At 52.1% G+C, this 14,653-nt stretch carries 16 protein-coding genes; 1 reads left to right on the top strand and 15 read right to left on the bottom strand.

The features are described 5' to 3' along the window. Positions 1 to 189 precede the first annotated feature (189 nt). From BLQ59_RS05925 to BLQ59_RS05895, 7 genes are all read right to left on the bottom strand, one after another. Positions 190 to 849 carry a TatD family nuclease-associated radical SAM protein gene (locus BLQ59_RS05925; RefSeq protein WP_074571980.1) on the bottom strand — a complete coding sequence of 220 codons (660 nt, stop codon included), beginning with the start codon at positions 847 to 849 and terminating at the stop codon, positions 190 to 192. A gap of 1 nt (position 850) precedes the next feature. Continuing rightward, positions 851 to 1,678, bottom strand: a complete 828-nt coding sequence (locus BLQ59_RS05920; RefSeq protein ID WP_074571979.1) for a pyridoxamine kinase — start codon at positions 1,676 to 1,678, stop codon at positions 851 to 853. Between the two features lie 20 nt (positions 1,679 to 1,698). Further along, positions 1,699 to 2,193, bottom strand: coding sequence for a preQ(1) synthase (gene queF / locus BLQ59_RS05915; RefSeq protein WP_074571978.1), 495 nt, complete (start codon positions 2,191 to 2,193; stop codon positions 1,699 to 1,701). A 5-nt stretch (positions 2,194 to 2,198) separates the two neighbouring features. Further along, a complete protein-coding gene (locus BLQ59_RS05910) occupies positions 2,199 to 3,896 on the bottom strand; it encodes a bifunctional diguanylate cyclase/phosphodiesterase (RefSeq protein WP_074571977.1) in 1,698 nt (565 codons plus the stop codon). A 148-nt stretch (positions 3,897 to 4,044) separates the two neighbouring features. Continuing rightward, entirely contained in the window at positions 4,045 to 5,511 is a 1,467-nt protein-coding gene (locus BLQ59_RS05905; RefSeq protein WP_074572018.1) for a flotillin family protein, read from the bottom strand. 65 nt (positions 5,512 to 5,576) lie between these two features. Next, entirely contained in the window at positions 5,577 to 6,314 is a 738-nt protein-coding gene (locus BLQ59_RS05900; protein WP_143005301.1) for a hypothetical protein, read from the bottom strand. A 153-nt stretch (positions 6,315 to 6,467) separates the two neighbouring features. Next, positions 6,468 to 6,881, bottom strand: coding sequence for a hypothetical protein (locus BLQ59_RS05895; RefSeq protein ID WP_074571975.1), 414 nt, complete (start codon positions 6,879 to 6,881; stop codon positions 6,468 to 6,470). A gap of 130 nt (positions 6,882 to 7,011) precedes the next feature. Between BLQ59_RS05895 and BLQ59_RS05890 the strand changes: the two genes are divergently transcribed. Continuing rightward, a complete protein-coding gene (locus BLQ59_RS05890; protein WP_074571974.1) occupies positions 7,012 to 7,554 on the top strand; it encodes a hypothetical protein in 543 nt (180 codons plus the stop codon). 101 nt (positions 7,555 to 7,655) lie between these two features. Here BLQ59_RS05890 and sdhB read toward each other — a convergent pair whose 3' ends face one another. The 8 genes from sdhB to rph all read right to left on the bottom strand — a co-directional run bounded on the left by sdhB (position 7,656) and on the right by rph (position 14,620). Next, the gene (gene sdhB / locus BLQ59_RS05885) at positions 7,656 to 8,408 is read right to left on the bottom strand and encodes a succinate dehydrogenase iron-sulfur subunit (RefSeq protein WP_074571973.1); all 753 of its coding nucleotides are present in this window, start codon (positions 8,406 to 8,408) and stop codon (positions 7,656 to 7,658) included. Positions 8,409 to 8,425: 17 nt separating this feature from the next. Continuing rightward, positions 8,426 to 10,333, bottom strand: a complete 1,908-nt coding sequence (sdhA, locus tag BLQ59_RS05880; RefSeq protein ID WP_074571972.1) for a succinate dehydrogenase flavoprotein subunit — start codon at positions 10,331 to 10,333, stop codon at positions 8,426 to 8,428. A gap of 36 nt (positions 10,334 to 10,369) precedes the next feature. Further along, positions 10,370 to 10,996, bottom strand: coding sequence for a succinate dehydrogenase/fumarate reductase transmembrane subunit (locus tag BLQ59_RS05875; protein ID WP_014423665.1), 627 nt, complete (start codon positions 10,994 to 10,996; stop codon positions 10,370 to 10,372). 72 nt (positions 10,997 to 11,068) lie between these two features. Continuing rightward, positions 11,069 to 11,635 (bottom strand): Fe-S-containing hydro-lyase, encoded by a 567-nt coding sequence (locus BLQ59_RS05870; RefSeq protein WP_014423664.1) that lies wholly within the window; start codon positions 11,633 to 11,635, stop codon positions 11,069 to 11,071. Positions 11,636 to 11,657: 22 nt separating this feature from the next. Continuing rightward, positions 11,658 to 12,500, bottom strand: a complete 843-nt coding sequence (locus BLQ59_RS05865; RefSeq protein ID WP_074571971.1) for a fumarate hydratase — start codon at positions 12,498 to 12,500, stop codon at positions 11,658 to 11,660. 273 nt (positions 12,501 to 12,773) lie between these two features. Continuing rightward, the gene (locus tag BLQ59_RS05860) at positions 12,774 to 13,259 is read right to left on the bottom strand and encodes a metallophosphoesterase family protein (protein WP_074571970.1); all 486 of its coding nucleotides are present in this window, start codon (positions 13,257 to 13,259) and stop codon (positions 12,774 to 12,776) included. Next, on the bottom strand, positions 13,256 to 13,855 hold the full coding sequence (gene rdgB, locus BLQ59_RS05855; protein WP_074571969.1) for an RdgB/HAM1 family non-canonical purine NTP pyrophosphatase: 600 nt from the start codon (positions 13,853 to 13,855) through the stop codon (positions 13,256 to 13,258). Before rdgB ends, BLQ59_RS05860 begins: the two co-directional genes overlap by 4 nt. An 18-nt stretch (positions 13,856 to 13,873) precedes the next feature. Further along, positions 13,874 to 14,620, bottom strand: a complete 747-nt coding sequence (rph, locus tag BLQ59_RS05850; protein ID WP_074571968.1) for a ribonuclease PH — start codon at positions 14,618 to 14,620, stop codon at positions 13,874 to 13,876. Positions 14,621 to 14,653: the final 33 nt, after the last annotated feature.

Raw genomic sequence — 14,653 nt, 5'->3', positions numbered from 1 at the left:
TCTGTGTATTCAAACATGTTTCAGCTGAACATCCATATATTATGGAACACTGCGCAGGATTTCTGCTCGAGAGGAAATACCTGCCGACAAATGAATATGAGAAGGATAAGTTAATATCTATGAATATCCATAAATAAAGCCGGTACGCGATGCGTGCCGGCTTGCTTTATGGATATTATTTTACTGTGTTCAGCTGTCTTCGTAAGGACGTACCCTGAGTGTCAGCCCCCGCTTATCGCAGATAGCCTGGCACTTGGCGATTTCCTCCGGGCCTTCCACCTTATCCACGATGGTCAATACCACATGGGGCACGTACTTCTTGCTATGCTCGGCAAAATCCAGCATGGCCTCGTAGGATTTCAGGCCATATTTTGCCCGCGTCAGCTCATAATAGCGCTCCGCATTGGAAGCATTGAGACTGATGGAAATCGTATCGAGAACGCCCTGGAAATCTGCTGCGATCTCCCGGCCGTATTCCAGTTCACCCAAACCATTGGTATTGAGCCGCGTGGGCAGTTCTGGATGCTTCTCCTTGACGTAATGTAAGAGTTCCGTAAGCGTTGCCAGCTGCATCGTCGGCTCACCAAAGCCACAGAACACGATCTCCTGGACATACTCCCAAGGGACGCCATCCAACGCGGCTTTCAATTCATCGACAGTGGGCCGCTTGTGCAGCCAAAGGCTGGATTCCTCCGCCATCTTCTTCATATTGCGCAGACAGAACGTGCAGGCGCAGTTGCATTCATTGGTGATATTCACATAGAGATTGCGCTTGCCCTCAGGCTGCTCCCTGAGGCTCTGATCCCACGGCAGATACCTGCCGCCCTTATGGGTTGCATAGACTAACAAATCACTTCAGCTCCCTAAGATATTCTTCAAATGGTAAACCGTAATTCCATGGCAGATTCAGCTGCATGGCATAGCTCAGGCATTTCTTGATGAACTCGGCCGCCTTCACCGCCGCTGTTTCCAGCGACTCGCCATTGATGAGACTCCCCGCCACGATAGCTGCAAAGGCATCCCCGGTACCGGAACGGTCACCGCCGACCTTCTCCACCGTCAGCACCTTGCCCCGGCCTGCTTCATAGATAAAGTTCCGCAGGGTATCCTGCCCATGCAGGCCTGTGATGATGACCTGTGAAGGTCCCTGTGCAGCCAGTTCACTGGCCATATACTCCAGTTCCTCATTGGTGACCTGCCCTTCCTTGGGATAGGGAATATCCAACAGCAGGCATGCTTCCGTAAGATTAGGAGTCACTAAGTCCGCATAAGCCAGCAGGCGGCGCATCTCCGCACACATCTCCATCGTATAGGAACTGTAGAGCCTGCCATTGTCGCCCATCACGGGATCCACCATCACCCGGGTATAGGGCTGCTTGAAGCGGCGGATAAAATCTTCCACAATGGCAATCTGCTGCACCGAACCCATAAAGCCCGTGCAAATGCCATCAAAAGACAGCTGGTTTTTCTCCCAGCTGTCCATATAGGGCTTCATCCTTGCCGTATAATCGTCCAGATAGTGATGCTCAAAGCCTGTATGCACCGACAGTATCGCCGTCGGCAGCGGACAGGCCTGAATCTTCATGGCCGAAATCAAAGGCAGTTCCACCGCCACCGAGCAGCGGCCAAAGCCTGTTATATCGTTGATCAGGGCAATACGTTTTTGACGTCTTAGCAAGGAATCTCCTCCCAGTAGTGTTAACGGTTGTCTACCTTATCCATGGCCACCATGTCATGTTCTGCGAAACGGCGCCAGGCTAGTTCCTCGAACTTCGTCCCCGGCTGGCCGTAGTTGGCATAGGGATCAATGGAAATGCCGCCCCGAGGCAGGAATTTGCCCCAGACCTCGATGTATTTCGGCTCCATGAGCTTTACGAGGTCTTTCATGATGACATTGACCACATCCTCATGGAAATCCCCGTGATTGCGGAAGCTCACCAGATAAAGTTTCAGGGACTTGCTCTCCACCATCTTCTCATTCGGCACATAGCTGATGTAGATGGTCGCATAATCCGGCTGCCCCGTAATCGGGCACAGGGCCGTGAACTCCGGGCAGTTGAACTTCACCCAATAGTCATTTTCCGGGTGTTTGTTCTGAAAAGTCTCCAGGATCTCCGGGCAGTAGTCATAATGGTACTTGACCTTTTTCTTGCCCAATAAGGTGATATCTTCTTGTTCCTTGTTTCTTGACATTCTGTTTATTTCTCCAAACTTAAAAATTTCTCTTCAAAATCGGCCACACTCTCGGGATGGCCGAACAGATAGCCCTGAATGGCATCGGCCTTGCACTCCTTGGTCAGGAGTTCATACTCGGCCTCTTCCTCCACGCCTTCGATGCAACAGTAGATGCCGATGCTATGGCAAAGATCTACCACATACTGCACCAGACGGCGGTCAAAATCGTTTTCCAGGATCTTCTTCACAAACTCCCGGTCAATCTTCACGATATCGCAGGAGAGATTCTTGAGCGATGCCAGCGAAGAATAGCCCGTACCAAAGTCATCCATGGCAATGGCAATCCCCTGGCTGCGGAAGGCATCAAACTGCTTGTTGATGAAGCTCCAGTCCGCTACGATCTTGCTCTCCGTAAGCTCCAACACGATGGAATCCGTCGGCATATCATAACGTTCCAGACACTCTTCGACAAAGTTCTTGAAGGACAGATCCTTGATCTGCTCATAGCTCATATTGATGCTGACACGGAAATCCGGCACATAACGCCGCCATTTCTTGCAAGTTTTGACAGCTTCCTCCACGATCCATTTTCCCACGGGAATGATCAGCTTAGTTTCTTCCAGGATTGGAATGAACTCCATCGGTGCCACCATACGCCCCTTGGGATTCTTCCAGCGCAGCAGTGCTTCGGCACCAATCAGCTTCTGCTCCACCGCACTGACCTGCGGCTGGAAGAACAGACTGAACCCCACACAGCCATTTTCCACGCTTTCCCAAATGCTGTCCCGCATGGAAATCGAGCGTACCCAGCGGTTGTACTGTTCCTTGCTGAACAGCACATTGCGGTTCTTGCCTTCCCTCTTGGCAATATCCATGGCCGCCTCAGCATGCTTGTGCAGCACGAGATAATCCTTGCCGGACTCCGGATAGAACACCGTACCGCAGGATGCCGTACAGAAGTATTGATGACCATCAATGTCCTGCGGACGCGACAATGCACTCTGCACACTGGCAAAAATCTCTGCTACGTCCTCAGCCGTCCCCCCCGGATAAATAAAGGCATACTCATCCCCATCCAGCTTGAACAACGTCAAAGGCGGTGGAATCACATTGGCAAGCAGATCTGCCACCCGTTTGAGGACGATATCCCCAGTCATACGGTTATAGGTTTCATTGACAATCTTGAAATTGTCCAGCCCCAATACCATAATCGCCCCACCTTCACCAGTGGCACGGTACTGGGCCAAAGCCAACTTCACAGCGTGTTCAAACTGATACTTATTGAGCAGTCCTGTCACTTCATCGGCCTGGTTGCGCTGGGCCATCCGTGACATAGTGCCTACAAACATCGAGGGCTTGCCATCCCGATCAAGACCTACCCTGCCCCGGCAGGAAATCCAGACAAACTCGCCTTTACGGCTTTTGACACGATATTCCATATTGTGCTCGCAGGGGCCCTGCGAATTCAGTGCCTTGCTGATGGATGCCTGATAAGGGCCCCGTTCCTCAGGATGCACCAATGGCAGCCAATACGTATCAAAATCATGCATGATTTCGCCGGGCAGGTCAAAATCATTGACCAGATTTGGTGACACCATCACCAGGTTCTCCTGCAGATCCGTAAAGAACAGGTAATCCTTTGTCGTCCTGCCCAACAGGTCAAAATAGAACCGAAACCGGCGTAAACACGGGCTTAAGGGAATACGATTATTTTTTCTCATAATTATCATCCTACATTGCCGACCATCATCCTTAGGGCAACATACCCACTTACTAATATTTTATACCTAAACAGGGACAATAAGCAAGTGAAAACAAGAAAAAGCCCGAGATATCAACAAATTGACATCCCGGACTTATAATTATCCGTTATTTGGCAGCCACTGCTTCTGTCATCGCAGCTGTGGCTATAGCCTCCCGAGCCTCTGCCTCATCCATCCCGGAGACATTGACATTCTTCGTCACCTTGGCCTCATAGGATTCAGCGCGCATGATCTCGGCGATATCCACGCCAGTCGCTTCCTTGATGGTCTGAATGGTCTTGGCCATGACCAACGGCACATTGTCAGACATCGTGGACATACCGCTGCCATTGCCGCCACCAAAAATCGTGACCTTATCGATGGTGCCCAATGGCTTGGCCACCTCGGCTGCCACCTTCGGCAGGATTTCAATGGCCATCTGCGCCATAGCGGCCTTGCCGTATTTCTTCAAAGCCTCAGCCTTTTTATCCATGGCGGCAGCTTCGGCCTCACCTTTCAGGCGGATAGCTTCGGCTTCAGCCTGCGCCTTTGCCGTAATACCGGCAGCTTCCTGCTCCATGGCATATTTTTTTGCTTCAGCCTGCGCCTTCTGGGCTTCGGCATCACGCTGCTGTTCATAGAGCTTTGCCTCGGACTCTCGCTGACGCTTGGCTAATTCTGCCTCGGCCTGCTTGCTGATGTTGTACTTTTCCGCATCGGCCTTTTTCTGCACTTCGGCGGCCAGTTCCTGCTCGCGAACCGCTACCTGCTGCTTGCGCAGGGCCTCTTCGCGGTTGGCCTTGGCGATTTCCGCATCCACCGTGGCCGTCTCGATAGCCTTGCGCTGTTCCTGTTCCTGAATGGCATACGCCGCATCAGCCTCTGCCTGCTTGATATCCGACTCCCGCTTGAGTTCAGCCTTGCGAATGGCCAATTCATTCTGCCGCTGGGCAATCTCCAGTTCGGCCTTGACCTTGGCATCGTTGGCTTCCTTCATGGCCTCAGCCTGCTTCACCGACACATCCCGGTCAGCCAGCGCCTTGGCAATCGAAGCATCCTTGCGGATGCGCGCCGTATTGTCAGCACCTAAGTCCGTAATCAGCCCAGTTTCATCGGTGATATTCTGGATATTGCAGGAAATCACCTTAATGCCCAGCCGCTCCATATCCTGGGCAGCTGCGGCCTTGACCTGCTCCGAGAAAGAATCGCGGTTGGTGCTGATTTCCTTGAGGGACAGGGTGCCCACGATTTCACGCATATTGCCTTCGAGCGAATCGCGCAGCTGGTCGGCGATGAGTTCCGGCGTCAGATTCAGGAAGTTCTTGGACGCCAGTAGGCGGGCTTCTTCCGAATCATCTACCGAAACCTTGGCTACCGCATCCACCTTGACATTGATGAAATCATTGGTCGGCACGCTCTGCTGCGTGCGGATATCAACCGTCATCTGCCCAAGATACAGACGGTCCACGCGTTCCAACAGCGGCACCTTCACGCCGCCCTGTCCGACCAGCATCCGGGGCTTAGCCCGCCAGCCAGAGAGGATAAACGCCACATCAGGCGGGGCCTTTACCCAGCAGGTAAGAGCAATTGCCATGATGATAAATAAAAATACTGCACCAAAAACCAGATAAACCAAAAAACAACATCCTTTCTATACGATTATTTATGACCAATCTGCCGAAACAGATTCGTATCCTTTATAATGTCCGCCAATTCAGCTTCAAGAACCTGCAGCGTAATTTCCTTCTCCTCGTTATTTTTGCGGGCTGCATCCTGTTTCCTGGCAGCTAAAATCACGCTTACTTTGGCAAAGATATCATGCAGGCGCGGCAGATATTCCATTTGCAGTCCGCCAATCATTTCCAGGATATACGGCAGATATGGTTCCAGCCAGCGCTTGCAGCCATCATCCTGAAAAAGCTGCCAATCATCCAGATATATGCCCTCAAACAAGCAGATTTTCTGCATGACATCCACGAGCAAGGCTTCTGAACCATGCACATAAACCTCCTGCACATAGCCATAGAACTCCCGACTGCACAAATCGAGCTGCTCCTGCCTATTGCACAGATAGTAATGCAGCTTCCCCTCATCCTCCATAGGATAATCCATATCCATCACCCTGCTAATTGCCATCTGCTTCAGCAACCGGACTTCCGGGCGCCCAGCATGGGCAAAAAAATCCTGATTCTTCTCCGGCCGCAACAGCTTCCGCAATGCATAGAAGCGGAAAAACATCGCCTCAGCACATAGGGGATCATATTCCAGCAAATTACCCGATTCCACATAAGCAGCACTGGAATTCAATCCATGATGATGGTACTTCCTGAACAAAACTTCCAGTTCCTGCCGGATCAGTTCATATTCACAACGCTCCCGAAATCCCTGACTTTCCATCACCATCCATCCTCCTGCTAAATTCCCTTATCAGTTATGGTACAATAACATTCTTAAATTATCCTTAAATTTGATAATATTTTTCAAACATCCTCCATTCAAAGTCAAACGCGCCATTTCCAGCCATAACAGCGTGGAAATGGCGCGTTTCAACTATTGCCCGGCAAAATCTTCAAAGACGCGTACCGTGGGCACCTGCTTCATCTTGATCTGGCTTTCCAGCACCGTCCCATCCAATGCTCTGGGCAGGGGCTGGTTTTCATCGGGAACATCCTTCATATGCGGCTTTTTGCGATAGCTGCTGTCAAGTTTTCCATCCACATACTCCCGCACCAGTATCGTGCCATCGGGCAGTACATGGCGCACGGTTTCCGTGAAATTCTGCTGATCCCTCAGTTCTTTGACCTCCTGCCGCCGCGCATTCATCTCCTCCAGCGTTTCCGTGAGGCTGTTGAGCTTCTCCTGCACCATCCCGGAAAACAAGCATCTGAAATCATCCGTACCTTCCGCCTTAGTCCGCTCGATATTGGTTATACCAGCCGCCCCCTTGATATCCGTCACGTTCATAAAGCCACCTCCCTGCTTACTATATCGTCGGCAAAAAGGATTTTCTTAAATTAGCCAGGCTTTAATTCGTCTCTAATATCCCCATGCTAGACTAGCTCATATAAAATCTGACCAAAGGAGGCTGTACATTTTGCAAACACTGAAACTGCTAGGGAAAATCCTGAAAAGTATTTTTTTACTGGCATCCGCTGTACTGATACTGTATCTCCTCGCAGGTATCGCAGCATTTTTCTTCCATTTTGACTTCGACCAGTCCTACCGTTCCATTGACAATTATGAAGGCATTGTATTGGAATCGCACTCTGGCGAGGATACTTTCAAAATCTATACTCGGGATTTCACCGGCGTCACGCACACAGCGACTGAGGCCGCTAACCCGAAAAAAGTCTGGAAATACGCAGACGATCTTTATCGCTGGAAAAAGACAGAGCCATTTGCAAGCACCAACAAGCTTCTGCAAGAGCGGATTGGTAACAACCGTATGAATGTCGAAGACTGTGTCCTCTCTCCCGATGGGAAGTACATCCTCTATGCCGAAAAAGTGACCGACGGCTATACCTCAGATCCCCCCTATGCCGATTATTACTACCGTGTGCTGAATCTGGAAGACAATACCATCACCACCATCTACCATGGCTGGTGCCACGCATTCACCGTGGATTGGCGGCCATAAGACCTCCAGTTAGCGTATCCGCCTTGGCGCCACACACGTACCAACAGCAAAAGGCCCCCGCCAATAAAATGGCAGGGGCCTTCTTTCTATTGCTTATGCAATTAGTGATTGAAGATATTCTTCAGAGCCTGTTTGTTGACATCGCGGTTGAGCTGTGCGAGGTAAGTCGTCAGCTTGATGTTCTTCGGGCAGGCCTGTACACAGTTCTGGCTGTTGCCGCAGCTGGTGATACCGCCTTTTTCCATCAGGGCATTCAGACGCTTCGGAGCGTCGAATTTTCCCAGCGGATGCAGGTTGAAGAGATAAGCCTGAACCGTCGGGGACGGGCCGATGAAGTCGGACTGCGGGCCAACGTTCGGGCATGCTTCCATGCAGCAACCGCAGGTCATGCAGTGCGAAATCTCGTAAGCCGTCTGTGCGGTGTACGGGTTTTGAATCGGGGCATCCTTGACTTCCCAGGAACCATCGACTTCCACCCAGCCCTGAATGCGTTTGAGGCTTTCAAACATAACAGAGCGGTCGATGAGCAGGTCGCGGATAACCGGGAACGTGCGGGCCGGCTGCAGACGGATTGGCTGTTCCAGATTGTCGATCAGGGAGCAGCAAGCCTGGCGAGCCTTGCCGTTGATAACCATCATGCAGGCACCGCAGACTTTTTCCAAGCAGTTGCATTCCCAAACGACAGGAGCAACCTTCTTGCCATCAACAGTGACCGGGTTCTTCTGGATTTCCATCAGGGCGGCAACAACGTTGAGGCCCGGACGGTAATCTACATCGAATTCCTGCGTGTAGGGTGCCGAATCAGGGCCATCCTGACGCTCGATGATAAATCTTACTTTTTTCTGTTCTGCCATTTCTGTTGTCCTCCCTCTTACTCTTTCTTAGCTACAGCGTAGTTACGCAGACGCGGCTTAATGAGAGAGTGTTCAAATTCACGATAGGAAACTTCCGGTTCACTGTTGGCAGCGTCAAAAGATACCACCGTGGTACGCATGAATTTCTCATCATCACGGCCAAAGAACAGCAGGTCATCATTGCCATCATCCGTCATGGCACGGCCAGTCTCAGCATCGAAATGGTATTTGCCATTCTTCTCATCGAAGGCCTTCTTCTTGGCTGCATCCCAGCTGTCATAGTCGGATTTGAGGACGATCTTCGCATGGGCGCCGCGGCTTTCATCACGCTGCAGAGCGGACTTCGTGATGGCCATTGCATAGATAATCATGTTGCGGAGCTGACGCACGAACATAGCTTCCTGGTTTGCCCAGTTGCCATGGTCCGTAACACCGATGTTATCCCAACGTTTGAGCAGGGCATGGAGTTCTTTCATGCACTGTTTGAGGCCGTTGTTATCACGCTCGATGGACACGTACTTGTACATGATGTCACCGAGTTCATGGTGCATCTGATGAGCATTTTCGGCACCGTTCATGTTACGGATCTTATCGAATTCAGCAACGCATTCCTGACGGGCTGCTTCGAGCTCTTCATTGGTGAGCGCAGCACCGAGCTTGCCGCTGCGAGCAAGACGCAGAGCTTCCGGACCGGAGATGGTGCCGGAGTAAGTAGCAGACAACAGGGAGTTTGCGCCCAGACGGTTTGCACCATGATACTGGTAATCGCATTCGCCGGAAGCCATAAGGCCCGGGATATTCGTGTGATGCTCACGGTCTACCCAGATACCACCCATGGAATAATGGATGGACGGGAAGATTTCCATCGGCACCTTACGCGGATCCTGGCCTACGAAATCATCGTACATTTCGAGGATACCGCCGAGCTTGCGCTCGAGGTAATCGGCCGGGATATGGGACAGGTCGAGGTATACGCGGTTCGGATTGGTCATGCCGAGGCCCATGTGCACAACGACCTTGTAGATGGCACGGGATGCAACGTCACGGGGTACGAGATTGCCGTATGCCGGATACATGTCTTCGAGGAAGTACCAGCGTTCTTTTTCGCCCGTCTGGGGGTTCTTGCGGTATACCCAGACGCGGCCGCCTTCACCACGGCAGGCTTCGGACATCAGGCGGTTCTTATCGGAACCCGGAATAGCCGTCGGATGGATCTGCAGGAACTCGGGGTTACCGATTTCTGCGCCCTGCTGGTAAACAGCGGATACGGCAGAACCATTGCAGATAGTGGAAGCCGTGCAGCGGCCATATACCTGGCCAGGGCCACCAGTAGCAAGGATTACGACATCAGCCGGGAAAGCCTGGATCTCGTTGGAGTTCATGTTCTGCGCAACGATACCACGGCAAACACCGTCTTTGTTCTTGATGATCTTGATGAATTCCCAGAATTCATATTTCTTTACGCCGCCTTTAACTTCCCAACGGCGAACCTGCTCGTCGAGAGCGTAGAGGAGCTGCTGGCCCGTCGTGGAGCCGGCGAACACGGTGCGCTTGTTCTTCTGGCCACCGAAGTTACGGAGGTCCAGAACGCCTTCCGGCGTACGGGTGAAGGGCACGCCCATGCGGTCGAACATATGCACGAGCTTCGGAGCTGCTTCAACCATGCCTTTGACAGCCAGCTGATCAGCCAGGAAGTCACCGCCGTATACCGTATCATCGAAGTGCTCATAGATGGAATCGTGCTCACCCTTGGTGTCCATGCAGGCGTTCATGCCGCCCTGTGCGCACAGAGAGTGAGAGCGTTTTACCGGGCAATAAGAGAAGAGGTCAACCTTACCGCCGTCTTCGCAGATTTTCAGCGTAGCCATGAGGCCCGAAAGGCCGCCGCCTACGACAATAATCTTTTTTTCAGGTTTATTAGCCATTGAAATTCTCCTTTACTTTGCCATACACAAAGGCAATTACATCACAAAGTAGCTGCCCATAAATGCCAGCGTCACGAGGCACAGCACAGCGCAGAGGCCCATGCTCAGTGCACTTACCACATTCTGGACGCGGGGGCCTTTAGCGATACCCCAGGTCATGCAGAAGGTCGTGATACCATTGCAGAAATGGAAGATGGCAGCAAACATACCGATGATGTAGAGAAGAGCATAGGCAGGATTTGCTACGAAGTAGTTCTGCAGGAGTTCATAGGAAATGGGAACACCGGCAATGCCCTTGGTCAGGATACGCAGATAGAATACGTGCCAAACCAGGAATACTACCAGGAACCATGCCGTCCAGCGCTGCAGAGCGAACTGCCAGTTGCGGACATAGCCATAACGGCCCGGATTGTTCTTAGCCTGCAGGCAGATGTAGATACCATAGATGGCATGGAAGAGCAGCGGCGTTGCAATAGCGCCAATTTCCAGTCCGAGGAAGATCGGATGCGGAATGAGCTCCATCATTGCCAGGGCTCCGTTGAGTGCAGGAGCGCCGCCCAGAGCCATGGAGTTGGTGAAGATGTGTTCAAAGAGAACCATGCCCAGCGCCAAGAGGCCCACTAGTGAATGCAGACGACGCACGTAAAAAGTTGTGTGAAACATTCTATACCTCCTAAAATAATTCCTGGAATAGCGGGCAAGATCTCGTGCCCGCCTTGTTCCACTATACCTTTATCAGTAGCCTTTCAGCGTACGATACTTAGCCTGATTCGTTTCGTAAAGGTTGTTGCCCTCGCAGTCGATGACGACGATAGCCGGGAAATCCTCTACGGTGAGACGAGCTACGGCCTCAGGGCCGAGCTCCGGGTATGCGAGGACTTCGTATTTCTTGACGGATTTGGCAATCAGGGCTGCAGCACCGCCAACAGCGGCGAAATAGGTCACGCCGTTCTTCTTCATGGATTCCACCACTTCCTTAGAGCGGGAGCCTTTGCCAATCATACCCTTGATGCCCTGTTCGAGCATGGTCGGGGTGTAAGCATCCATACGACCGGAAGTCGTCGGGCCGCAGGAACCGATGGGATCGCCCGGTTTTGCCGGCGTCGGTCCCAGGTAGTAAACCATCTGATTCTGCCAGTCAACGGGCAGTTTCTCGCCGCGGGCAAGAGCTTCCGTCATTGCCTTGTGGGCAGCGTCACGAGCGGCGATGATTTCGCCAGAGATAAGTACCGCATCGCCTGCTTTGAGCTTGCGGCTCATTTCCTCCGTAAACGGAGTCTGAATCCGAATCTGTTCAGCCATTTATATTTCCTCCCGTCTCAAATCAAAGTACACGCTGTTTATGGCGCATAGCATGGCAGCAAATGGTTACTGCAACCGGCAGGCCTGCGATATGAGTGGGGCCCCACTCTACGTTTACAGCCAGTGCCGAGGTATTGCCGCCCAGCTGGGGGCCGATACCCGTCTGATTGATGAGTTCGAGGAGTTCGCCTTCCAGTTTGGCGTATTCCGGCATCGGATTACGTTCGTCAACGGAACGCGTCAGAGCCAGTTTGGAAAGGAGGGCAGCTCTGTCCATGGTACCGCCGATACCAACACCGATAACCATCGGCGGGCAGGGGTTCATACTGGCATGGAGGATAATGTCCATAACCGCTTTCTTCACGCCTTCCACACCATCAGCCGGTACCAGCATCTTGACACCGGATTTGTTCTCGGAACCAAAGCCCTTCGGTGCCACGGTAATCTTGAGCTTGTCACCTGCTACGATTTTCGTGTAGATGACGCCCGGCGTGTTATCCTTGGTATTCACACGATTGAACAGCGGCTCGCCGACCACGGACTTACGCAAGTAGCCTTCGGTATAGCCCTTGGAAATGCCGGCATTGACTGCATCTTCCAACAGGCCGCCCGTAATGTGCAGGTCCTGGCCAACTTCAAGGAAGACAATCGTCATGCCAGTATCCTGGCAGTAAGGACGATCTTCAGCCTTAGCGATTTCCGCATTGCGGATAATCTGGTCGAGGACATTCTGACCTACCGGAGAAGTTTCCGTCTCCCGCGCCTTCTTCATGGCGTTGTAGACGTCATCCGGAAGGTAATAGGCCGCTTCTTTGCACATCTGTGCTACGGTTTCCGTGATTTGTTTTGCGTCGATTTCTCGCAAAGTAATCCCTCCCATAAATACACTTTATCACACATCAGCAGGCACATAATAACACATTTCCTATTGATTTTCAAGCATTCGTATGATGCCCGCAAACCGCGAAAATAGTGAATCCAATTCACTTTTCTGCATCTTAGTTACCTCTTCGCGTGATTACTATCACATCAATATTTATATTAGATATTCGCAAAAAAAATCCTGCTAAAAGCAGGACTTTTTTTAAAAAATTTATAGATTTTTTCTATTTGATAATTATTATACAATAGATAATAATTATATCCTTAACAGTTTTACACGAGGGGATTTATCTACTTCCAGATTCATCACCATGAATGAACCATTGCGCGCATCCCGTGGACGGGATATACTGCCGGGATTCAAGATCCGTACATCATCCAGCAATGTATCCACCGCTATATGGGTGTGGCCATAGACGGCAATATCTGCCCCCACATCGACGGCAGCCTGTGCCAGATTATGAAGGCCAAAGCCCACGCCAAAGAGATGGCCGTGCGTCAGGAAAATGGTATGACCAGCAATATCCGCCGTCTCATAATCCGGCAGGCGGCCGCCAGGCCAGTCGTTATTGCCCGCCACTTTGATGACTTCTTTATCTGTCACCATGGCCAGGTAATCGGCATCCATGGCAATATCCCCAGCAAACAGCCAGACTTCCACATCCTGGGCTTCCTTATGCGCCAAAGCCTGATCGATATAACGGTAATCGCCATGGCTGTCGCTCAGAATACCTACCCTCATGCCAGATGTTCCTCCAGCTGCTGCGTGAGCTTGCGCAGGGCACGGCCGCGATGGCTGATGCGGTCCTTCTCCTCAAAGGTCAGTTCCGCCATGGTACGGCCTGCATACTCATTGGTATAGAAATAGGGATCATAACCAAAGCCGTTCTTGCCCCGGGGAATCTTGCGCACGACGCCATCACAGCGGCCATCGGCCCGCAGGATAGTGCCATCCGTATCGATAAAGCACAGGGAGCAGCGATAATCGGCCGGCGATTCTTCCACATCGGCAATGCAGAGTTCTTCGAGCATCTTCTGATTGTTGGCCCAGTCCTCGGCGTTATAGCCGGCAAAACGGGAGGAATACACCCCCGGACGGCCCCCGAGCACCGCGACTTCCAAACCGGAATCATCGGCCAGACAGGCACACCCCGTCTTTTCCATATAGAAGCGGGCCTTGATGGCGGCATTATCCGCAAAGGTTCCCCCATCCTCAATGGCATTGGGCAAATCCCCAAACTCCGACAGAGCCACCACTTCCACGGGCAGATGCGCAAAAGCGTCTTTCATTTCCCGAACTTTGCCCGCATTCTTCGTGGCAATGACAATCTTCTTCATAAAATAACTCCCCTAATATCAACCTTCGCGGCCTACCAGCCAGACCAGCTGACCGCCTAAAACATCCTTCTGATAGGAAATCAACTCGCGGCAGCCCTTCTCCCCTAATGCGAGCAGCCGCGTGAGCTCCTGATGGTCAAAGGGCCGGCCCTCGCCGGTGCCCTGCACCTCGACGAACTTGCCAAAGCCCGTCATCACCACATTCATATCCACCATGGCCGTAGAATCTTCCTCATAACATAGATCAAGGATTGGCTCATCCTCCTTGTTGATGCCCACGCTGATAGCCGCCAAAAAATCCTTGACAGGAAAGATATTCCCCTTCTGATAGAAGCTCGCACAGGCTTCCACCAAAGCCACAAAGGCACCGGTAATAGCCGCTGTGCGCGTGCCGCCATCGGCCTGGATCACATCGCAGTCAATCATGATGGTGCGCTCGCCCAAGGCCTTGGTGTCCACCACGGAGCGTAGGGAACGGCCAATCAGGCGCTCAATTTCCTGAGTACGCCCGGTCTGCTTGCCCTTGACGGCTTCCCGCTGGGTGCGCGTGCCTGTAGCGCTGGGCAGCAGGGAATACTCCGCCGTAATCCAGCCCTCGCCTGTCCCCTTGAGGAAGAACGGCACCCGCTCTTCCACGGTAGCGGCACAGATGACCTTGGTATTGCCCATCTCAATCAGTACCGAACCGGCCGGATACTTCTGGAACTTGCGGTGGATCTTATAGGGTCGCAAAGCGTCCGCAGCGCGGTGTCTGAAACGCTCCATGCAATCACTCCTTTTTTAAAAGCCTCCCCTGTG

Origin of the sequence: Pseudoselenomonas ruminantium, from assembly GCF_900104055.1 — a bacterium.
GTDB classification, from domain to species: Bacteria; Bacillota; Negativicutes; order Selenomonadales; family Selenomonadaceae; genus Selenomonas_A; species Selenomonas_A ruminantium_C.
The sequence above is the reverse complement of the archived record's forward strand: the minus strand, read 5'-3'. Positions and strand labels throughout refer to the sequence as shown.

Bases quoted from the DNA above. Each gene is read 5' to 3' on its own strand.
- queF (WP_074571978.1), bottom strand. From the start codon at position 2,193: ATGTCAAGAAACAAGGAACAAGAAGATATCACCTTATTGGGCAAGAAA.
- BLQ59_RS05910 (WP_074571977.1), bottom strand. From the start codon at position 3,896: ATGAGAAAAAATAATCGTATTCCCTTAAGCCCGTGTTTACGCCGGTTT.
- BLQ59_RS05905 (WP_074572018.1), bottom strand. From the start codon at position 5,511: ATGGCAATTGCTCTTACCTGCTGGGTAAAGGCCCCGCCTGATGTGGCG.
- BLQ59_RS05900 (WP_143005301.1), bottom strand. From the start codon at position 6,314: ATGGAAAGTCAGGGATTTCGGGAGCGTTGTGAATATGAACTGATCCGG.
- BLQ59_RS05895 (WP_074571975.1), bottom strand. From the start codon at position 6,881: ATGAACGTGACGGATATCAAGGGGGCGGCTGGTATAACCAATATCGAG.
- sdhB (WP_074571973.1), bottom strand. From the start codon at position 8,408: ATGGCAGAACAGAAAAAAGTAAGATTTATCATCGAGCGTCAGGATGGC.
- sdhA (WP_074571972.1), bottom strand. From the start codon at position 10,333: ATGGCTAATAAACCTGAAAAAAAGATTATTGTCGTAGGCGGCGGCCTT.
- BLQ59_RS05875 (WP_014423665.1), bottom strand. From the start codon at position 10,996: ATGTTTCACACAACTTTTTACGTGCGTCGTCTGCATTCACTAGTGGGC.
- BLQ59_RS05870 (WP_014423664.1), bottom strand. From the start codon at position 11,635: ATGGCTGAACAGATTCGGATTCAGACTCCGTTTACGGAGGAAATGAGC.
- BLQ59_RS05860 (WP_074571970.1), bottom strand. From the start codon at position 13,259: ATGAGGGTAGGTATTCTGAGCGACAGCCATGGCGATTACCGTTATATC.
- rdgB (WP_074571969.1), bottom strand. From the start codon at position 13,855: ATGAAGAAGATTGTCATTGCCACGAAGAATGCGGGCAAAGTTCGGGAA.
- rph (WP_074571968.1), bottom strand. From the start codon at position 14,620: ATGGAGCGTTTCAGACACCGCGCTGCGGACGCTTTGCGACCCTATAAG.